General features: G+C 24.4%; 26 protein-coding genes. 18 read left to right on the top strand and 8 right to left on the bottom strand.

Going from position 1 to position 19688, the window contains the following annotated elements:
• The first annotated feature begins 166 nt into the window (after positions 1–166).
• The 3 genes from NWE74_RS18375 (at position 167) to NWE74_RS18365 (ending at position 1633) form a co-directional block, all read left to right on the top strand.
• The gene (locus tag NWE74_RS18375; protein WP_258244510.1) at positions 167–928 is read left to right on the top strand and encodes a recombinase family protein; all 762 of its coding nucleotides are present in this window, start codon (positions 167–169) and stop codon (positions 926–928) included.
• Positions 929–943: 15 nt separating this feature from the next.
• Entirely contained in the window at positions 944–1264 is a 321-nt protein-coding gene (locus NWE74_RS18370; RefSeq protein WP_258244509.1) for a hypothetical protein, read from the top strand.
• 69 nt (positions 1265–1333) lie between these two features.
• Positions 1334–1633 (top strand): nitrous oxide-stimulated promoter family protein, encoded by a 300-nt coding sequence (locus tag NWE74_RS18365; protein ID WP_258244508.1) that lies wholly within the window; start codon positions 1334–1336, stop codon positions 1631–1633.
• A 203-nt stretch (positions 1634–1836) separates the two neighbouring features.
• On the opposite strand, the gene NWE74_RS18360 is transcribed toward NWE74_RS18365, so the two are convergent.
• The 3 genes from NWE74_RS18360 to NWE74_RS18350 all read right to left on the bottom strand — a co-directional run bounded on the left by NWE74_RS18360 (position 1837) and on the right by NWE74_RS18350 (position 3719).
• Positions 1837–2307, bottom strand: coding sequence for a ferritin-like domain-containing protein (locus tag NWE74_RS18360; protein WP_258244507.1), 471 nt, complete (start codon positions 2305–2307; stop codon positions 1837–1839).
• 110 nt (positions 2308–2417) lie between these two features.
• Positions 2418–3287, bottom strand: a complete 870-nt coding sequence (locus NWE74_RS18355) for a cation diffusion facilitator family transporter (RefSeq protein WP_258244506.1) — start codon at positions 3285–3287, stop codon at positions 2418–2420.
• Positions 3288–3557: 270 nt separating this feature from the next.
• Positions 3558–3719, bottom strand: coding sequence for a hypothetical protein (locus NWE74_RS18350; RefSeq protein ID WP_258244505.1), 162 nt, complete (start codon positions 3717–3719; stop codon positions 3558–3560).
• Positions 3720–4189: 470 nt separating this feature from the next.
• On the opposite strand from NWE74_RS18350, the gene NWE74_RS18345 reads away from it, so the two are divergent.
• Complete coding sequence (locus tag NWE74_RS18345; RefSeq protein ID WP_258244504.1) at positions 4190–4312, top strand: hypothetical protein; 123 nt, start codon at positions 4190–4192, stop codon at positions 4310–4312.
• 191 nt (positions 4313–4503) lie between these two features.
• A complete protein-coding gene (locus tag NWE74_RS18340) occupies positions 4504–5478 on the top strand; it encodes an arsenic resistance protein (RefSeq protein ID WP_258244503.1) in 975 nt (324 codons plus the stop codon).
• 184 nt (positions 5479–5662) lie between these two features.
• On the opposite strand, the gene NWE74_RS18335 is transcribed toward NWE74_RS18340, so the two are convergent.
• Entirely contained in the window at positions 5663–6163 is a 501-nt protein-coding gene (locus tag NWE74_RS18335) for a helix-turn-helix transcriptional regulator (RefSeq protein ID WP_258244502.1), read from the bottom strand.
• Between the two features lie 31 nt (positions 6164–6194).
• Positions 6195–6560, bottom strand: coding sequence for a M20/M25/M40 family metallo-hydrolase (locus NWE74_RS18330; RefSeq protein WP_330666446.1), 366 nt, complete (start codon positions 6558–6560; stop codon positions 6195–6197).
• 637 nt (positions 6561–7197) lie between these two features.
• On the opposite strand from NWE74_RS18330, the gene NWE74_RS19175 reads away from it, so the two are divergent.
• The 4 genes from NWE74_RS19175 to NWE74_RS19160 all read left to right on the top strand — a co-directional run bounded on the left by NWE74_RS19175 (position 7198) and on the right by NWE74_RS19160 (position 8728).
• Entirely contained in the window at positions 7198–7416 is a 219-nt protein-coding gene (locus tag NWE74_RS19175; RefSeq protein ID WP_309137318.1) for an ATP-binding cassette domain-containing protein, read from the top strand.
• A 123-nt stretch (positions 7417–7539) separates the two neighbouring features.
• On the top strand, positions 7540–8052 hold the full coding sequence (locus NWE74_RS19170) for an ATP-binding cassette domain-containing protein (protein WP_309137317.1): 513 nt from the start codon (positions 7540–7542) through the stop codon (positions 8050–8052).
• On the top strand, positions 8052–8453 hold the full coding sequence (locus NWE74_RS19165; protein WP_309137316.1) for an ATP-binding cassette domain-containing protein: 402 nt from the start codon (positions 8052–8054) through the stop codon (positions 8451–8453). Before NWE74_RS19170 ends, NWE74_RS19165 begins: the two co-directional genes overlap by 1 nt.
• Positions 8454–8476: 23 nt before the next feature.
• Positions 8477–8728 carry an ATP-binding cassette domain-containing protein gene (locus tag NWE74_RS19160; protein WP_309137315.1) on the top strand — a complete coding sequence of 84 codons (252 nt, stop codon included), beginning with the start codon at positions 8477–8479 and terminating at the stop codon, positions 8726–8728.
• Positions 8729–8910: 182 nt separating this feature from the next.
• Here the strand turns inward: NWE74_RS19160 and NWE74_RS18320 are convergent, their stop codons facing one another.
• Complete coding sequence (locus NWE74_RS18320; protein WP_258244501.1) at positions 8911–9618, bottom strand: Fic family protein; 708 nt, start codon at positions 9616–9618, stop codon at positions 8911–8913.
• A gap of 308 nt (positions 9619–9926) precedes the next feature.
• Here NWE74_RS18320 and NWE74_RS18315 point away from each other — a divergent pair, with 308 nt between their 5' ends.
• Entirely contained in the window at positions 9927–10190 is a 264-nt protein-coding gene (locus NWE74_RS18315; RefSeq protein WP_258244500.1) for a hypothetical protein, read from the top strand.
• Between the two features lie 544 nt (positions 10191–10734).
• On the opposite strand, the gene NWE74_RS18310 is transcribed toward NWE74_RS18315, so the two are convergent.
• Positions 10735–11154, bottom strand: a complete 420-nt coding sequence (locus tag NWE74_RS18310) for a tRNA-binding protein (RefSeq protein WP_258244499.1) — start codon at positions 11152–11154, stop codon at positions 10735–10737.
• A gap of 191 nt (positions 11155–11345) precedes the next feature.
• Here NWE74_RS18310 and NWE74_RS18305 point away from each other — a divergent pair, with 191 nt between their 5' ends.
• From NWE74_RS18305 to NWE74_RS18270, 8 genes are all read left to right on the top strand, one after another.
• Positions 11346–11840, top strand: a complete 495-nt coding sequence (locus tag NWE74_RS18305; protein ID WP_258244498.1) for a hypothetical protein — start codon at positions 11346–11348, stop codon at positions 11838–11840.
• An 83-nt stretch (positions 11841–11923) separates the two neighbouring features.
• On the top strand, positions 11924–12280 hold the full coding sequence (locus tag NWE74_RS18300) for a hypothetical protein (protein WP_258244497.1): 357 nt from the start codon (positions 11924–11926) through the stop codon (positions 12278–12280).
• A gap of 675 nt (positions 12281–12955) precedes the next feature.
• Positions 12956–13867: a C39 family peptidase gene (locus tag NWE74_RS18295; protein ID WP_258244496.1), complete on the top strand. Its 912-nt coding sequence runs from the start codon at positions 12956–12958 to the stop codon at positions 13865–13867.
• A gap of 160 nt (positions 13868–14027) precedes the next feature.
• Positions 14028–14678 carry a hypothetical protein gene (locus NWE74_RS18290; protein ID WP_258244495.1) on the top strand — a complete coding sequence of 217 codons (651 nt, stop codon included), beginning with the start codon at positions 14028–14030 and terminating at the stop codon, positions 14676–14678.
• A gap of 138 nt (positions 14679–14816) precedes the next feature.
• On the top strand, positions 14817–15665 hold the full coding sequence (locus tag NWE74_RS18285) for a ParA family protein (protein WP_258244494.1): 849 nt from the start codon (positions 14817–14819) through the stop codon (positions 15663–15665).
• Positions 15666–15768: 103 nt separating this feature from the next.
• Entirely contained in the window at positions 15769–16122 is a 354-nt protein-coding gene (locus NWE74_RS18280; protein ID WP_258244493.1) for a hypothetical protein, read from the top strand.
• A 154-nt stretch (positions 16123–16276) separates the two neighbouring features.
• Entirely contained in the window at positions 16277–16846 is a 570-nt protein-coding gene (locus NWE74_RS18275; RefSeq protein ID WP_258244492.1) for an HD domain-containing protein, read from the top strand.
• Between the two features lie 428 nt (positions 16847–17274).
• On the top strand, positions 17275–17592 hold the full coding sequence (locus NWE74_RS18270; RefSeq protein WP_258244491.1) for a DUF1540 domain-containing protein: 318 nt from the start codon (positions 17275–17277) through the stop codon (positions 17590–17592).
• A gap of 116 nt (positions 17593–17708) precedes the next feature.
• Here NWE74_RS18270 and NWE74_RS18265 read toward each other — a convergent pair.
• Positions 17709–19688: diguanylate cyclase (locus NWE74_RS18265; protein WP_258244490.1), on the bottom strand; the 1980-nt coding region annotated here is incomplete at its 5' end.

The raw sequence follows: 19688 nt of genomic DNA, 5'->3' as shown, positions 1-19688 counted from the left end.
TTTTTTTCTTGTTTTTAAATTGCTAATTTTAAAAAAAATTTAAAATTAAAATCCTATACCTGTTGTGCTACAATAGAAACAGATAATAAACTAATCATAAATAGGCAAAAAAATTTCCGTTTTTTTGCCCCTATAATTTACAATGGAGGGATAGTTTTAATAGACGATGAAAAATATAGTAGCTTATGTTAGAGTTTCATCCGCTTCACAAATAGATAATACTTCGATAGATATGCAGGTAGAAAAAATTCATGGGTATTGTAACTTATATAATATTAACCTTAAAAAGATATTTAAGGATGAGGGGTTATCTGCTTCAACAATAAATAGAAGTGCTTATAATGAAATGATTGACTTTGTATCAGATAAAGAAAATAATATAGATGGTCTAATAGTTTATAAAGCAGATAGAATACATAGAAGTCTAAAAAATCTTATGATAATGATAGACTACTTAAATGAAATAGAAGTTTCATTTTTAAGTATTACAGAACAATTTGATACCTCAACAGCTCAAGGACTTTTATTTCTTCAGATGTTAGGTAGTTTTTCAGAGTTTGAGAGAAAACTAATAAATGAAAGAACACACGCAGGCCGAAAAGCAAAAGGAGAAAAACATCTTTATGTTGGGGGTAGAGTTCCTCTTGGTTATACATTAATAGATAATGAGAAACTTGTTATAAATAATGAAGATGCTAATAAGATAAAAACTATTTTTAGAATGAGATGCAAAGGAAAAAGTTATGCTAAAATAGCTAAAGAGTATAATACAACAAGGCAAAGGATAACTTATATTATTAAAAACCCAATTTATACTGGGAAGTATAAATATGATGGTAAAAAAGAAAAAAATAAAATTAGCTTTGATGTTCCTAGAATTGTTACTGACTATACTTATAATAAAGCTAATAGGATTAATAAGGATTAAAGGGGGATTTTTAAAATGGGAGATATTGTATTTCTAATTTGTATAGCTGCACCAGTTATGTTTTTTATATATAGTATAGTGTCATATAAAAAGAAATTTATTATTTACACTATAAAGGATAAAAATATGAAGGTTGTAAACGATGCTTATTATCGTTTACAGTTATCATTTTGTATAGTTAATAGTATTTTGATAGCTTTATGCATTATTATTATTTATAATATTAAAAAGCCAACTACCATTGTATTTTATTATATGGCTGTGTTTTGGATTCTAAATTATTTATTAAAGTTTATGGCTATTAAAAAGAATTATATAACAATAGATTGTGAATAATACTAATTTTTTATAGGATGCAATAATAGTTATGATATATATTAATATATCTATTTGGGAGGAAGTAATATGAGTAGGATAGATCAGGAAAAAAAGACTTTAAATAGTATGATACATATATATTGTAATAAAAAGCATGAACACAAAAAAGGAGAACTATGCCAAGATTGCACCGAACTTCTAGAGTATGCATATAAAAGGTTAGATTCTTGTAAGTTCGGTGAAGGAAAAACATTTTGTGCTAAATGTCCAATACATTGCTATAAAAAAGATATGAAATTAAAAATAAAGGAAGTTATGAAATTTTCAGGACCTAGGCTGATATTTTATGATCCTATAGAAGTTATAAAACATATTTTTGCAAAATAAAATAGTATAAGGAAAAAATATTATCAGTTTTAAGAATATAAGAATAAAAAAGCTTATAAATATATCATTAAAAATACATTAAATAATTATTTAATATATTTTAAATATATTTTAAATATATTTAAAATAGTTATTAATTACCGTAAAACATTTGAAAATCAACAAAAGAGACTATTAACTTAATAGTCTCTTTTTTAATAAAATTACTTCTTATTATTTAATATTGTTGTATAAATATAGTTATATAAATTAGCATGTCTTAATTCATCTGTTAATATATTAAACACTATATCTCTGTAATAAAGATTTGGCATTCCATTCATTATTGTTCTATATCTTTTAACAGCATTAAGCTCTCCATTTAAAGCTATAAGTATACCCTCTGTAAAATTTTCTGGCGCTACAAACTCAGTTTCTACTGGAGTTGCATCTGCTCCTGTCAATTGTTTATACATTGCTTTAAACATTTTATTATGAGACATTTCATCTTCCCTTATTGATTCAATAGTATCCTTTATATATTTTGCTTGCTTTTGAGTTAAAATGTCTGTAGGTATATTATTTATTAACCATTCATAGAATAATGCATCTGATTTTTCACCTTCTACAGAATCTTGAATTAAGTTTACTGACTTTATAAATGATTTTGATGTTGGATAATTATAATTAAACAACTAAACCCCTCCCTTAAAATGATACATGTCTATATATCTTATTCAGAATGTGACAATAGTGTTCTTTATTTTACATATAATATCTACAAAATCAGTAAACTTATTTTTTATTATTCATAATAAGGCTCAGTATGAACTATAACTTGAGCACTTTTATTAATTTTCTCTCGTATCAAATCCTCTATATCATGATTTAGTACATGCGAATCTTCAACTGTTAAATTAGGATCAACCATAATATGCATATCAATATGAACATTACTTTCACTGCCCCTACTTCTTATCTCATGAACACTCTTTATAGTTTTAAATTTTTTAAGAACTTCTCTTATATCATCTTCATCTATTATTGCTGTATCTACAAGAACATCAATAGTTGATTTAAACACTTCATAAGATGCATGAAGTATAAATCCAGCAACAACTAAAGATGCTATCGGGTCAATAATAGCAGGAAGGCCAAGTTTTACTCCCACTAATGTCATTAAAACACCTATAGATACAAATATATCGCTCTTTGTATGAAGTGAATCTGAAACTAAAATATAGCTATTTAATTTTTTACCAATCCTATACTCATACGTGCATACAAGTATATTGATTAATAATGTAACAAGCAAAACGATTAAACTTACCATAGTTATAGTTGGAGTAACTGGATTTTTAAATCTCATAACTGCATCTATAATTATTTTAAAACCTAAAAATAAAAGCATTCCTCCAATAAAAAGACCCGATATAACTTCAAATTTATTATGACCATATGGATGCTCTTTGTCTATTGGCTTTGATGCTAAAGCAATACCTATAAGACCTACTATATTAGATGTTCCATCTGATATCGAATGAAATCCATCAGCGGTCATACTCGCACTTTTAATAGAATTCCCTATTATAATTTTTAATAAAGCGACTCCTAAATTTGCAAATAATATTATTAATAAAACTTGCTTAACTTTCTTGTAATTAGTATTTTCCATAGCATTCCTCCTAAAATTAAAAATTAAAAAATCCATGGGAAAGTTTTTACACTCTCCCATGAATCTATGTCCATTGCTATAAAAGCCCAGCAATAAATTTATTGCCTGGTTAAATTATTATATCCTATTTTAATTATTATATCCTATTTTAAATATTAAGTTATATTCTATCAGCGAAATTTAACAATGTCAATATGCTTTTAACATACAAGTTTTAAGCTTTAGAGTACCTCTGACGTTGTTATTAAAACCTATATTTATAAATTAAAATTAATTAATTTCATCTTCTTTTAAGACAATAACAGCAATCATAGATATAATCCATGAATATTCAATTATAGGTGTTAATAATATGCCTATAATCCAAATTGTAAAAACTATATTATTAAAATTGATAGTATTATTTTTATAAAAGCTTCTTATTAAATTCATTTAATTTTCCTACTTTCATCCTACTTTTAAAATTTATATCACTATTTTTTATAATTATATCAGTTTAATATTATCATTAAATTCTATACTTTTCATAAAAATGGACTAATATATATAAAAAGTAAACTCAAATACTAAATCTTAATTATATCTAACTACGTAATAAATACTATTGTAGTTTATGATAAAATTAGTACTACATAATAAATACAGATTAATTTAATATCTTAAAATTTAAATATAAATAAATTATCTTAGATGAATTATGCTATATAAAATTTTTAAATTCATTATGTTTAAGTATATTAAAAAATTATCAAATTAACATTAAATAACTTTTTAATATTTATTTAATTTATATTAAATTTATTTTTAAATAATTTTTTAATCTATGTAAGAGTTGAAAAATAAACAAATTTAAACTAAAAAGTATTATATAAATATATATTTTTAATAAGGAGATAGGAATTATGAGTTTATTAGGTTTGTTAGTTTTATTATTGAGTGCTATGGCATCAATATTTCTTATATATGATTGTATTAAACGTTGTATATGGTTTGTTGAATATTTAAAAAGTCTATCAGATAAGTAGTATATTTGTAATTTATTTACTACTTATTTGATACTAAAAAAACACCATATATAATACTTTTTAATTTTATATGATATTAATTATTATTATATATTGATATTAATTAACATTTTCTATTAACTTATGTGTTATAATTCAATTGTTGATATTTTATTTCAATTGATATTAATTATAATTACGGGAGGGAATTCATGGAAGAGGTAAATAAGTTTCATAGTTTTATCATTTTTGGTATGGTCTTATTTGGGATATTACTAGGGCAGATAGGTTTTATACAAACTTATTCAGAATATTTAATAATGCCATCATTAACTATAATGTTATTTTTAGTATTTATTCAAGTTCCTTTAAAGGAGATAGGAAGTTCGTTTAAAAATATAAAATTTACATCAGTATCAATTATCATAAATTTTGTGTGGACACCGATAATAGTATTTGTTTTAGGTAGATTATTTTTAAGTAACCATCCAGAACTTTTAATAGGGTTTATTATGCTTATGGTTACGCCTTGTACTGATTGGTATTTAATATTTACAGGAATTGCTAAGGGTAATGTAGCTTTAGGATCTTCGATACTTCCATTAAATTTAATACTTCAATTACTACTGTTGCCTGTATACATATTGTTAATAGGTGGGACTAGTGTAGATATAGATATTTTAAGTCTAGGCAAAGGGGTTGTATTTAGTTTAATGATTCCTCTTTTATGCTCAATAATAGCTAGAAAACTTATCATAGATAAAATAGGAAATAGTAAATTTGATGAAAAGATATCTCCAAAGGCGTGTGATTATCAAGGATATTTTTTAAATATAGCTATAATAGCTATGTTTGCTTCTCAAGGTAAGGTATTACTTGAAAACTATCAGGTATTATTAATTCTATTAGTACCAATATTATTATTCTTTGCAATTAACTTTATAGTCGGCAGATTCGTAGGTAAGGCTATCAAGCTTAATTATCAAGACAGTGTTTCTTTAAGTTTAACTACGCTTGCTAGAAATTCGCCTATAGCGTTGGCAATTGCTGTTGCTACATTTCCAGATAAGCCTTTAATATCATTAGCTCTTATAATCGGTCCGTTAATCGAATTACCAATATTATTTTTAGTTTCTATGATTTTATTAACTATAAAATCAAAAAGAGAATCATATCAATATAATTAGAATTAAATCTATATTAAATCTATTTTTAATATAGATTTAATATAGATAAAATCTTATTTAGTCCTATTATATTTAATTATTGGTCCATCATAACGTCTATCACATTCCCAAACGTCAATCACCATATTCATTAATATTAATTTATATTCATCATCATAATAATATAAATGTAGCCCTTCTTTTTTTAAACATAAGAAACAGGAAACACATCTATAATATTATCTTCAAGTTTTATATTTACAAAAAACTTATTATCCATGGCATCTTCAATAACTTTATATACATCTTTTTTAGTGCTTATAGGCACTTCATACAAGTCTATTATAAATCTTTCCTCTAGTTTTTCTAATATTTCATTACACCTATCATAGCCAACCATCTTGAATTTTTTAATAAGGTCTGTCTTTTTTAAATCAGAGTTTATATGTTCAGATATATATAGTGATAATATGAGGTCTTTATAATCATTTTCAGTTAATATATATTTAGCTATTATATAATTTCTATCTAACTCTATCCCTCCATTTACACCTCTATATGAAATTATAGGAATTCCCAGAAGAGATAGTTTATCTAAATCCCGTTGTATAGTTTTATCAGATACATTAAACATCTCTGCTAATTTTTTGATTGTAGTCTTTGAATTAGTCTTTAATAGATAAAATAGTATTTCCAATAATCTCATCTCATTCTCCTTTTAAGTCACTGATCTTTATTTACTTATTATTCTTTAGCCACTGAATTGCACAATAAGCATGCATTGCTGTGTGCATATCATGACCACAAGAATGCATACATCCATTAGTTGATTTAAAATCACACTCAGTAGCCTCTTTCATTGGTAATGCATCCATATCTGCTCTTAATAAAAATACTTTTCCAGGCTTATTACCTTCTATAGTTGCTACTATACCACTTTCACAAATTTCTGTTGGCTCATATCCAAATTCTCTCAATTTATTCATTACGTAAGCTTTCGTTTTTGGTAATTTATCTCCAACTTCTGGGTTATTATGAATTGTTCTTCTATAACTTAATATATCATCTTTTATTAATTCAGCTTGTTTTATAAAATTTTTCATGTCTACACCTCTTGACTAATCTTAGTAAAATTTTTAGTTATTTTATATTTTTTCTTATTTATAGTAAAATAATTACTTCAAATCTTAAGTTAATTTACTCTTTGCATATTACAAATATATAAGTTGCTTATTTAAATCAAATTTATTTAATTATCATAAACCTAAAATAGGACATATATAGTCCATTTTATATAATATTTTTTAAATTTTTTATAAAAAAATCATAAGATGTTAATAATAGTAATACTAGCCATAAATGAATAGAGAATGTATCTAAATATCTGGGACTTATTCCCTGGGTTGCTAAAAAGGCTAAATTGGAGTACAATGTTTTTATTAAATAAAAAGAGGTGAATGTATAGAAATGAACAATTAATCTTATTCAAAAAAACAAAATTAGTTTAAGACGATTTTTAGCATCTAAATAGATGCCTTATTAATCGAACCTAAAAACTACTTGAAGTTAAGAATAAGATTATATGTTATAACTATATTAATTATGTAAACAAAGGCATGCGTTGCTTTATTTATGTACCATAATTTTGTATATAATAACTTTCTTATCTTTTGGTAGTAAAAAATACTATTTAAGATTAAGGGAGTTTTTTTATGCCCTTAACCAAAGGAGATGACAATTATGGCACAAATTAAAATAAATAACTTAAGTTTTCAATACGATTCTTATGGATATGATATATTTAAAAATGTATCAATAAATATAGACACAGAATGGAAATTAGGACTAATCGGTAGAAATGGCCGTGGAAAGACTACTTTTCTTAAAATCCTAAAAGGAGATTATAAATATAGTGGTCAAATATTAAGCACTGTTAACTTTGATTATTTTCCTATGTAAGTTGAGGACAATACAAAAATAGCTATAGAAGTAATAAGAGAAACAATTGCACCATTTGCCAAGTGGGAACAAGAGCTAGATGTATATTCTAAAGATACTAGATATATAAAAGAGTATGGTGAAGTGCTAGATAAATATCTAAGTTATGATGGATATATTATCAATGAACTAATAGAAAAAGAAGTTAGAAAAATAGGCCTAGATCCAGAAATATTAGATAAAGCGTTCAATATTTTAAGCTCTGGTGAACAGACTAAGTTATTACTATCAGCATTATTTCTAAAAAAAAATAACTTCTTGCTAATAGATGAGCCTACTAATCACTTAGATGCAGAAGGTAGAGAATGCGTGGCAAAATATTTAAATAAGAATACAGGTTTTATACTGGTTTCTCATGATAGAGATTTCTTAGACAAAATTATTGATCATGTTTTATCTATAAATAAAAGTAATATTGATATCCAAAAAGGAAACTACTCAACTTGGCAACTAAATAATGATAGAAGAGATGATTTTGAAAAAGGTGAAAATGAAAAATTGTTGAAAGAAATAAAAAGGTTAAAAACAACAGCCAAACAAAAATCTAGCTGGTCTGATAAGATAGAGGTTATATTGGACATAAAGCAGCAAAAATGATGAAAAGATCTAAATGCTTAGAAAAGCGTCAAAATAAAGCAATAGAAGAAAAAACAAAATTACTAAAAAATATAGAAACAGTAGATAAATTGGATATAAATAATATAACATCAAATTATGATACCTTGATAAACGTGATAGATTTGCAGATAAAATATAAAAATGAAATATTTGAAAAACCAATAAGTTTTAAAATTAAACAAGGAGGGCGAATTTGGCTTAGAGGTAAAAATGGATGTGGTAAATCTAGCATAATAAAGCTCCTAATGGGCGAAGAAATTTGCCACACAGGCCATATTGATAAGATAGAAAGAATATCATATGTTTCACAAGATACTGGATTTTTAAATGGAAAAATTAAGGAATTTGCAAAGAATAAAGATATAGATGAACAGTATTAAAAAGTAGTTTAATTCAGCTAGGATTGATAGATATACAATTTGAAAAAAACATAGAAGAGTGGAGTGAAGGACAAAAGAAAAAGTTGCTAATTGCAGCTAGTTTATCTGAGAAAGCAGAACTTTACATTTGGGATGAACCACTAAACTTTATAGATGTAATTTCTCGTATACAAATAGAAAATATGATTATTGAAGAAAGCATCACTATGCTATTTGTTGAACATGATAAATATTTTGGTAATAATATAGCTACTAAAATTATAGATATACTTTAAAAATACTAAATAGCTATGATGATACCGTAGTTAAATTGAAAAAAGCTATACATACTAATGTTAATTAGATGTATAGCTTTTTATTAAAAAACTAGAATTTTAAATATAGTAAAAGCATCTTACTAAACTAATTTTTAATACTATAATATAATAATGCCCCTTTTGATATTAACTTACTTGATTTACATTGATTCCCAAAGCTCTTTGTATTCTTCTCTAAAATCTTCAAATGTTTCTAGGTACTTACTTAAAGGTTCTTGAGTATCTAAGTCACATAAATTTAAACTTTCTCTATATAAATCTTCACTATCCCAAGAAACTATTTTTATCTGTAAATTATTTTCAAGCATTTGCTTTAGCATAAGAAATCTTCCAATACGGCCATTACCATCTTGAAAAGGATGTATTATTTCAAATTTATAGTGGAAACTAGCTATATCTGCTAGTGTTATCTTATCTAAGCTATAGTACCATTCAAGTAATTCATCAAGTCTAGATTGTACCTCAAAAGGTTGAGCTATTTTTACTTTAGTTCCTATAATCATATTAGGTATTGTTTTATATACACCTGCATATCCTCTTTGATGCATAGTAGTATTAAACATAAGCCTTGCATGAAGATCCTTTAAAAATTGATCATCAATTTTTTTATCTAATGTTTCAACTATTCTATCAAAAACATAACTAGAATTTACAGTTTCTTGTACATCATCTAAAGTATGCTTTCCTGTTACTACATTTTTATCTAATAAAAGCGCTAATGCTTCTGTTGTAAAAGTACTTCCTTCTATTTTATTTGAGTGATATAAAAAGCTATGCTTTAAAATACTGTATAAGGAGTTTTTAAAATCCTTTGTTTCTAACAGGGCATCTATAAAATTTTTACTCATTTAAATATATTCCTCCTTATTATTTATCAACTCATATAGTTATACACTATATAATTAAAATAACATTTTTAAGTTTAATGCATCCAGTGTTTCAAATAAATACAACTTTATTCGACTATTATTTTTAATATTATAATAATAAACGTTGTAATACAATGACTATATCCAAATTTAGATAGTTTTATTTTAGTAATATAATAATTAAATATAAATAAAAAGAGTTTTATGAAAGACTTTTAGAGAAGTTAAATAAAATATCATCTGGAATTAATGTCATAAATTCTAAATTTGATTTTTTCTTAATTTCTTTGGCTAAGTTTAAAGATTCATTGCTTTCATTTGCATCAGTACAGATAGTGCAGATAATAAAGATAAGATATCTTAAATATATTGTTTTAATTATACCAGTTATTATATTACCTATATTTTTAACTAATGAGTTTGGAACTGCTCAACCACATTTTTGTCAGTGGATTTGTCCACTAGGAGCATTTTATTCATTTTTTAATAAACCAAGTTTCTATAATATGGACATAGACAATACTAAATGCAATGGATGCAAAGCTTGTTAAAGAGCTTGTAAAATGGATATAGAAGTAACAAAGAATTGCAACTCTGCTGAATGTATACGATGCGGTGACTGTAAAAAATCATGTTCAAAAGGAGCAATTTCATCAGGTTTTGATATAAAAATAAAATAGGATTTATCTATAATTAGTACAATAGTATTAGTTTAATTTATAAGTTTGTATATTTTATAACAATATTTATTGAATAATATTTTTAAAAATATTTTACAATTTATTTTATTTCATTATTGAAAACATACTAAAAAATAAAATCATGAGATATAACGTTATTTTTTTATAAAATTTATTTTATATTATAGACAAATTTAATAAATGACATTATATTATATATGTAGACAGTAAGAAATGACATAATTTGATAGACAATAGGAATTGACATAAATAGAGGAGCTTTTAAAGCTCCTCATAATACTTTCCAATTGATGAATATAACAAATACTATATATCCCCTAAAAAAAGACTGTAACGGAAACAGTCTTTTTTTATTTCATCAATCAAATGGATATATAACCCATATTATCTATAACTATCCAACTCTCGTGCCATTTTGTACTGGTTTCTCTGGCTGAGCTAAAACAGGCACAATATCATCAGCATATCCAATATCAAAAAGCATTCCTTCAGAGATTTCACCTGCCATTTTCTTTGGAGCTAAGTTAACTACAAATAGTGCTTGTTGTCCTTCAATTTCCTTAGGATTATCTCTTTCACCCTTCATACCTACTAATATAGTTCTTGTAAACTCTCCAAAATCAACAGAAAGCTTAACTAGCTTGTCTGACTTTTCAACATCTTCAACTAATTTTATAGTCCCTACCCTAATATCAATCTTATTCAGTAAATCAATATTTATACTTTCCTTAACTTGTGCAGTCATATAATTCCCTCCCTTTATTATCTTTGCTATAAATATAATCTTTAAATTTATAGTATCATTTTTAAACATTAATCTCCACCTCTAACAATGCTCAGTTATACTTAACTATTGATATCCCTCATGTATTTTTTATAACGTCACTTCTTAAATAATTTAAAACTAAGCAAGAAGTTCTAAATTCCTTAATTACTATCAAAACATCTATGTATATGCCGATAATTAAATTTATAGGCAATAATAAATTTAATGGAGGAATTGATGTGATTAATACTTTAAATAATAATACTTATAGACAAAATATAACTATTAATAAAATTGATAAAAAACAACCCTCTCAACAAAATACAGAGATATCTTCATCAGATGAAAATAATAAAGATAGTAAAACCAGCAAAAAACCTCATTTAAATGCAAATAATAAGCCATTATCAATTGATGAGATTAACAAAAAACTATCACAAGGAGTAAAGGCAGAAGATTTACCAAAAGAAGAGTATGATCTCCTTGTTAAGCATGAAGAAATAGAAAAACTAGACTTTATTTCAAAGGTAATGGATGAAATACTAAAGCATTTTAAAGTATCACAAAAGGTATCTAGCGGAGAAAAACTTACAAATGAAGAGCAAGAATTTAAAAATACTAGAGGAATAGTTGTTCCTGGAACATTTATGACTAAAAAAAAATCTCTCTCTGAGACTTATTCTAATGATTTTAGTGAAAGTAACTACTCAAATAATTTAGATATAAAGAAGTAAAATATCTAAGATAAAAAACATTAATATTATCTGCTACAGATATTAAAATATATATAATCTTAAAGAACAGGAGAAATATGATAATGATTACTAATATATCAACAAATAGTAACCTTTTTAGTTTATCAAGTAACAACGGTCTTTTTACATCAAAAAAAGAAAATAAGGATCCTATATTAGAGGCTATAAAGAAAATGCTATTAACAAAAAGTATCACTGAAAAAGAAGCAAAAGGTGAAAAGCTTACTGAAGAAGAACAAGAATTTAAAAATAACAACATAGTGATTCCAGATCCTGAAACACTTTTATTAAGTATGTTAAACTCAAAAGAAAATGATGTACATAACTCTAATCGAATAACTTATGAAGATAAAAAAATCCACGACACAAAAAATAATGATGATCTTATTAAACTTGAACATATATTAAAAGAAAAATAAATTCTATATTAATCAACATTAAATATATGATAAAACAAATATAAAATAAGCATTAAATACTAATTTATTTAATGCTTATTTTATATTTTCTATATGATTAACAAATAATGAGTATCGATTTTTATAACAGTATTAGTTTTAAATATTTTTCAAAACCATTTTATTTTAAAGTTTAAAGTATATAAAAAAATAAATTTATGAGATATAATGTTGTTTTTTTATAAAGTTTAGTTTATATTATAGACAATTTTAAGAAATGACATTATATTATATAGACAGCAAAAAATGACATATTTTGATAGACAATAGGAATAGACGTAAATAGAGGAGCTTTTAAAGATCCTCATAATAATCTCCAATTGACAAATTTAATGTAATGAATGCTATATTTATCCCCTTTAAAAAAGACTGTAACGGAAACAGTCTTTTTTTATTTCATTAAATAAATGACTATACTATCTATTTTTTCCAATCCAAATTAATTACAAACAGTTCTTGTAAATTCTCTAAAATCAAAGTTTACAACTAAGAAACAAATAATATGAATCCTTGAAAAAAATAAATAGTAAATTTAAATAGTAAAAGTTTTTTAAACAAATTTAAATATATTTGTTTAAAAAACTTTCAAATGTTAAAACAAATAAATAGTACATATAAAAAATAAGGAGAGATGATATGACATCGAAAGGAATTTATACAAGTAGAAGGACACATAAAAAAAGAGTTAGGTATGGAAAATGTATTATAATTTTTATAGCTTTATGCTTAGTTGGATACTCAATTTTTAAATCAGTTAATAGTATATACAATTTAACTATAAATCATAAATTAACACAAAAAAATGATAACGACAATTATTTAAATAAAATCTCAGATGACACAGTAAACTCAAATGATCCAATAATACAAGCTTTATTAGAAAAAGCAAATAACAATCCTAAAGTTGCTATGATTTTAAGTAATATAGATTTATACCCAAAAGAACTTTTAGAATTAGCATCTAAAAAAGATGAACTTATAGATTATGTAGCAAATTACCCAAAGCATGATTTAAAATCAAGTGAACCTATATCTATAACCAATGAGTATATAAAAGGTGAAATTCCACATTTTATACAATGGGATGATCGATGGGGATATGATAAATATGGTTCAGAGTTTATGGCTATTAATGGCTGTGGGCCGACATCTTTAGCAATGGTAGCTGTAGGTTTAACTGGAAATATACAAATAAATCCAAAATATGTAGCAGATTTTAGTGAACGTAATGGATATGTAATAAAAGGACAAGGCTCAACTTGGACTCTTATGAGCGAAGGAGCTAAAAATTTCGGATTAAAATCTAAAGAATTATCTCTACGTAAAAGTGTTATAATAAATACTTTGAAAAATGGACAGCCTATCATAGCAGCTATGGGTCCAGGAACTTTTACTAGCACAGGACACTTTTTAGTGTTATCTGGAATTGATAGAAATAACAAAATAATAATAAATGATCCTAACAGCAAAATAAAAAGTAATCAAACTTGGAATATAGATATATTTATGAAAGAAACTAAAAACTTATGGACTTTTACGGCTAAATAAGCGTAGTTTCATAAAATTAAAATATAAAAACATACTACTATATGTAGTGTACTTTCATATCTAGAAATAGTAGCTTTAGATGTATTCTGGCTATTACTATTTTAAACAATCAATTAAGTTATCTAATAACACTATGATATACTGAAGGTAGGAACAATATATGAATATAAAATATAAGATATTAGTATTGATAGGTATAGTCTTAATAGTATTTATTACTATTATATCAATTCCTAATAAATATGAAATTAATAAACTTTACTCAGAAAAATCTGCTATTAAAGATATTCCTAATAGTTTTGTAGGAGAAGATTATATCAGTAGAGAAAAAGCTATCAATAAAGCTATAGACATTTTTAAAAATGGATTTAAAATAGAGTTAGATAGAAAAAATCTTTCAGAAAATGTATATTTATATAATACAAATGATGGTTATGAGTGGTCAATTACACTATCTGAAAGTTCAAATCCAGTAAAATATTACTGCAATATTTTAGCTAGTAATGGAGAAATTACTTTTATTCGTTATGATAAATCAGTAAATAATAAGGTAGATAGTGATATGCCTAATGAAGAGGTATTAAAAAAAATATTAAAACCGCTTACAGATGAATTGGGAATAAATATAAATAGTTTGAAATATCCTAGTCTAAAAAATAATATTTTAGAGTTTGTTGAAAAAAAGAATGAACAATTATATATGTATAACTTTTCTATTGATTTTAACAATGAAAAAGTATACTACTATCAAAAGTATAAAATAGATAATAAAAGCACTACATACCAAAATTTTTATAATAAATTATTATAGATCATAAGATATTTTTGCAAAAAAAATAAATTATATTTAATTATCATTAAATATATGATAAAATAAGCATTAAATAAGCATTAAAAAAAGATTAAATGTATATTTAATCTTTTTTAATATTCTAAGGAGTTGAAAAAAATGGCTAAAAATCAAACGATACTAACACATATGAGTTTTAAGGGTGGTAGCTCTAAAACATGTTTAAATTTAAATTTTATACATCAATTTTGCCTTAATTATCCTGAAAAAAAAGTATTATTTATAGATGCAGACCCTCAATCAAATGCATCTGTGTTTCTACTAGGAGAAGACGTCATTCAATCTGATATATATACATTAAAAGATGGACTAGAAAGTAATGTAGACCTAGATAAATTAATAATAAAATCACCATTAGATAAATTTAAAAATCTAGATATAATTGCAAGTAACATCGACATGGTTACACTTGAATTAATACTTAATACAAAGCCTGGAAAAGAATATACATTATTAAATTATTTAACTGATGATAAAAACATAGATGTATTATCAGAATATGATTTAATAGTATTTGATTTAAACCCAGCAATATCTGTATTAAATACAAATGTATTTATATGCTGTACAGATATAATTCCAATAGTGAACTATGGATGTTATAGTACTCTAACAGGTTATAACCTTTTAGTTAAAACTTATAGTGATATCAAAAAGGCTCTTAGAATTGATAAAGATGATATAAGAAAACCTGTAATAACTAAATTTGAAAAACAAGAAAATAATAAGATAAAAATGTGGCTTGAATGTGCAAATCAAAAAGGCATAATCGGAAATACATTCAAACAAACTATGAGAAAATCTGTACATTATGAAAATTGTATTTTATATAATGAAGCAATAAGTGAGTATGTAAAAGTCAAAGAAAGAAAGATAAAAACAGATATAGGTGATGAGATTACAGATCTTATAAATGAATACATAGAAGAAGGATTAATAATAATTTAATAACTCTAAAATATATATTAAATTATTATTAAAAATAGATTTAATTTTTTTAATATAAATAAAATATATATTTAATCTATATTAAATATAAGGAGATATGACTATGAGTGTTGAAAATCCAATGTTAAATAAAAAAAATGGACTACTTAATATAAAGCAAAAAATAGAAGAAAAATCAACTGGAGAAGACTTTATAGAAAACAAAAATAGTAACCTAAATGTGCTAGATTTAATAAACAAACCTAAGCCAAAAGAAGAAAAAACTATGATAGGTATAAAGTTAAAAAAAGATATAGCTGATAAGGTAAAATCTTTTTCATATGAAAATAACATGACAGTATCTGAAGTGCTAGAAGATGTAATCGGTAAAGTTTTTGACTCAATAGAGTTAAATGAAGAAGCACTTATGGCTTATGAAGAAAAATATAAGAAAAAATCTAAAAAATCTAAAAAATAAAGTAAAATCCCGCTAAAAAAATTTCAGTAACAGATGTTACATGAAAAACAAAAAATATATAATCTAATCAAAATTCATAATTATAATATAATGCGAAGTAAAGATATTTTAGGTATGATATAGATAAATATGAATTTGTTAGGGGGAACTTTATATGAATACATTAACATTTCTAGAAATATTAACAGTAGCAGAAAAATTAAAATGCAATACTAGGCACTCATGGACATCAAATGGTCGACATGAAAGTGTAGCAGAACATAGCTGGCGTATCGCGTTAATGGCATTATTAATGCGTGATGAATTTCCAGAGATTGATATGGACAAGGTAATTCGTATGTGTCTGATTCATGATTTAGGGGAAGCCTTTACTGGTGATATTCCTACTTTTGAAAAAAAAGAAGAAGATAGTGAAAAAGAGGATGAGATATTTTTTAAGTGGATTTCAACTTTCCCTGCTCCTTATCGTGATGAATTTACAGATCTTTTAAAGGAAATGAATGAACGTAAAACTGATGAGGCACAACTTTATAAAGCATTAGATAATTTAGAAGCAGTCATTCAGCATAACGAGGCAGATATTAGTACTTGGATTCCACTAGAATATGACTTACAGTTTACTTATGGTGCGGATAAAGTAGAGTTCTCATCTTATTTAAAAGATCTGAAGAAAGAAATAGACAAAAAAACGACAGAAAAAATAGCTCAAAAAAATAAAGTTTAGTTGCATAAAGTAAAAGTAACTGTATTTCTATATTAATTATTACTCTACAGTTAAAATTTAAAAACGACAAATTAGGGACTATAAATATATTATTAATTTAAATATAAAATAATTTTTAATATACGCTTATAACAAGCATATTTTCATAAACTCTCTAAAGATTAAAAAAACATTAAATATATATTTAATGTTTTTTTAATCTACTTTAAATTTATTAAATCTAAGTAATACCAACATATACAATATATAACTCTTGTAATAAAATATTTAACATTATAGTATAAATTTTTTATGAATAATTAATCTATATAATGAAATACTATTACTGATAATTTAGATGAAATCCATGATATAGTACATGAAGTGTATAAGTATAAGCCAATACATGGTAAAACATTTAAATAAAATTACAACTAGGAGGCTTTTAAATGGATAAAATAAACTGTAGTGTAGAAAGCTGTTCTCATAATAATAGTAGTGTTTGTTATGCTAATAGAGTTAATGTAGGTGGAAGAAGTGCTAAGAACCCTTGTGATACATGTTGTGGATCTTTCTTAGATAAAAAGCATTATTCTAATTTAACAAATAACGCTAATTCTGAAGGAAGTTGTGATTGTTTAGTTTGCGATGCTATAAACTGTCATTACAACGATAATAAATTATGTACAGCTAACTCAATATCTGTTTCAGGTGGCAATGCTAATATCTATACAGAAACTAGCTGTGATACATTTAAATTAAAATAGTAAGTAACATTAAATTTGCAAATCTAATGTTTTATATAAATCATTTATACGATATTTAATACATCCCTATAGAGTAATAATTCATTAAATAATCATACTATATAGGGAATTTTTATTTAATATATTTCATATCTATTTCTTCCATTATTCTTTGCTTTGTATAAAGCTTTATCTGCTTTATCTATCATATAATATATATTATTTTTATCTTTATATATATCATTATAAATTCCAATACTTATAGTTAAATATTGTGAAACATCTGAGTACTTGTGCTCTATGTTTTTATTTTTAATATTTATTTGTATATTCTTTGCTATATCTTTTGCTTCTTCTATATGAGTATGCGGAAGAATAATTACCATTTCTTCTCCTCCATACCGAATTGCTATGTCTTCTTTTTTTATGCTCTCTTTTATTGAATTTGCAACTTTTTTTATTACTTCGTCTCCCTTTATATGCCCGTAGTTATCATTATATTTTTTAAAATAATCTATATCTATTAATATTATAGAAATACTAGTATCTATAATACTTTTCTTATTTTTTTTGATGTAGTAATCTAAATAAGTTCTGTTATATAGATTTGTCATACCTTCAGTAAAATTTGATTTTTTAAGAGTTTTTACAGATTTAATTTTATGTATTAAATCAATACTCATAATAATTATTCCAAAAACTAATATTATCACCTTTATTGTCTTTCTATGATTTTGCTCTTTTAACTTATCGCTTTCATACAAGTTAGTTGCATACTTTATATAATCTCTTTTTAATTTATTGTTCAACGTATCTTCTTCTTTTAATAATAATTTTTCATACTTATCATAATTTTGGATATCATTTTTACTTAAATATATATCACATAATGATTCGTATATTTCAATTTCAAATCCTAAACCTCTCTCCTTAGATTCAGTTAATAATTTGTTATATAACTCTAAGGCTTTGTTATATTCTTTGTTTTCCTGATAGTATTTAGCATATGAATATTTAACGAATGAATCTTTGTGAATTACACATTTTATTTTATCTTTTTTTAATAAATCTGTTGATTTATCTAATAATTTTTTTGCTTTTTTGAAGTCATGTTTGTGTGTATATGCTAGTCCTAGTCCATTAAGCATTAATATTTTAATGTCATCTACTGAATCCTTATCGTGATATTTTAATTCATCATATACTATTTTAGAATCACTAATAACCTTATCATACTCCCCTATTTCTATATATAATTGCATTCGATTTACATAAGCCATCGATTTTGCTATTGCATTTTTATGTTTATCTTTTATGTCTATATTTATTGCATTATTGTAATATTTTATTGCATTATCATAATCTCCTATCATAAAAATGATGTCACCTATATTCACCATTATCTTAGCTTTATATATTTCATAGCCTTTTATATTTTGATTTTCCTCCAATGTATCTATTGCCTCTAAGTATTTATAAATAGCTTTTGCGTATTTAAAGTTTAAACTATATAGAAATCCTAAATTACTAGTTAATTCAACCCTACATTTAGTACTTAATCCCTTTGCTTGATTTAAATAATCATCTAATAACCTAATGCTTGAATTTATAGTTTCATCATAATAAATCAAAGTGCTTATGTTCTCCCATATTAAATCATTGTTATTTTTATATTTTTTGTCAGTAGATATATACTTAAAAGCTACTTCAGCATTGTCAACTAAATTGTAACTTTCGTTAATTTTTATTAGCGATTTATTTAATAATATGCATGAGTATATTTTCATAAAGCTAGGATCTTTTTTATTAATCGCATTCTTTGCAGTTGTAAAATCTTCAATAGCTAAATTATAGTTTTTAGCTGTATAATTCAAGTAACCTTTTATAAAATAATACTTACTATCTTTATTTGAATCTTTCAAATAATTGTTTACCATAGATATATAGTTTTTACTTAAATCGTTTTTATTGTAACTGTTCTCAATTTGAGCTAGTATAGTATCTTTACTTAAAGTTCCCTTCTCTTTATTATTTTTAGTTGTATAAAAAAAAGCTATCAATAATATAGCAATAATTAAAAATAAACTTACCTTCTTATATTCTTTTATTTTACCCAT

It is taken from the genome of Romboutsia lituseburensis, from assembly GCF_024723825.1.
Taxonomy (GTDB): Bacteria; Bacillota; Clostridia; order Peptostreptococcales; family Peptostreptococcaceae; genus Romboutsia_F; species Romboutsia_F lituseburensis_A.
This window is presented reverse-complemented; position numbering and strand designations above follow the sequence as displayed.

Coding starts and splice junctions, on each gene's coding strand:
- NWE74_RS18375 (WP_258244510.1), top strand. CDS start 167: ATGAAAAATATAGTAGCTTATGTTAGAGTTTCATCCGCTTCACAAATA.
- NWE74_RS18370 (WP_258244509.1), top strand. CDS start 944: ATGGGAGATATTGTATTTCTAATTTGTATAGCTGCACCAGTTATGTTT.
- NWE74_RS18365 (WP_258244508.1), top strand. CDS start 1,334: ATGAGTAGGATAGATCAGGAAAAAAAGACTTTAAATAGTATGATACAT.
- NWE74_RS18355 (WP_258244506.1), bottom strand. CDS start 3,287: ATGGAAAATACTAATTACAAGAAAGTTAAGCAAGTTTTATTAATAATA.
- NWE74_RS18350 (WP_258244505.1), bottom strand. CDS start 3,719: ATGAATTTAATAAGAAGCTTTTATAAAAATAATACTATCAATTTTAAT.
- NWE74_RS18345 (WP_258244504.1), top strand. CDS start 4,190: ATGAGTTTATTAGGTTTGTTAGTTTTATTATTGAGTGCTATGGCATCA.
- NWE74_RS18340 (WP_258244503.1), top strand. CDS start 4,504: ATGGAAGAGGTAAATAAGTTTCATAGTTTTATCATTTTTGGTATGGTC.
- NWE74_RS18335 (WP_258244502.1), bottom strand. CDS start 6,163: ATGAGATTATTGGAAATACTATTTTATCTATTAAAGACTAATTCAAAG.
- NWE74_RS18330 (WP_330666446.1), bottom strand. CDS start 6,560: ATGAAAAATTTTATAAAACAAGCTGAATTAATAAAAGATGATATATTA.
- NWE74_RS19175 (WP_309137318.1), top strand. CDS start 7,198: ATGGCACAAATTAAAATAAATAACTTAAGTTTTCAATACGATTCTTAT.
- NWE74_RS19165 (WP_309137316.1), top strand. CDS start 8,052: ATGAAAAGATCTAAATGCTTAGAAAAGCGTCAAAATAAAGCAATAGAA.
- NWE74_RS18320 (WP_258244501.1), bottom strand. CDS start 9,618: ATGAGTAAAAATTTTATAGATGCCCTGTTAGAAACAAAGGATTTTAAA.
- NWE74_RS18310 (WP_258244499.1), bottom strand. CDS start 11,154: ATGTTTAAAAATGATACTATAAATTTAAAGATTATATTTATAGCAAAG.
- NWE74_RS18300 (WP_258244497.1), top strand. CDS start 11,924: ATGATTACTAATATATCAACAAATAGTAACCTTTTTAGTTTATCAAGT.
- NWE74_RS18295 (WP_258244496.1), top strand. CDS start 12,956: ATGACATCGAAAGGAATTTATACAAGTAGAAGGACACATAAAAAAAGA.
- NWE74_RS18290 (WP_258244495.1), top strand. CDS start 14,028: ATGAATATAAAATATAAGATATTAGTATTGATAGGTATAGTCTTAATA.
- NWE74_RS18285 (WP_258244494.1), top strand. CDS start 14,817: ATGGCTAAAAATCAAACGATACTAACACATATGAGTTTTAAGGGTGGT.
- NWE74_RS18280 (WP_258244493.1), top strand. CDS start 15,769: ATGAGTGTTGAAAATCCAATGTTAAATAAAAAAAATGGACTACTTAAT.
- NWE74_RS18275 (WP_258244492.1), top strand. CDS start 16,277: ATGAATACATTAACATTTCTAGAAATATTAACAGTAGCAGAAAAATTA.
- NWE74_RS18270 (WP_258244491.1), top strand. CDS start 17,275: ATGGATAAAATAAACTGTAGTGTAGAAAGCTGTTCTCATAATAATAGT.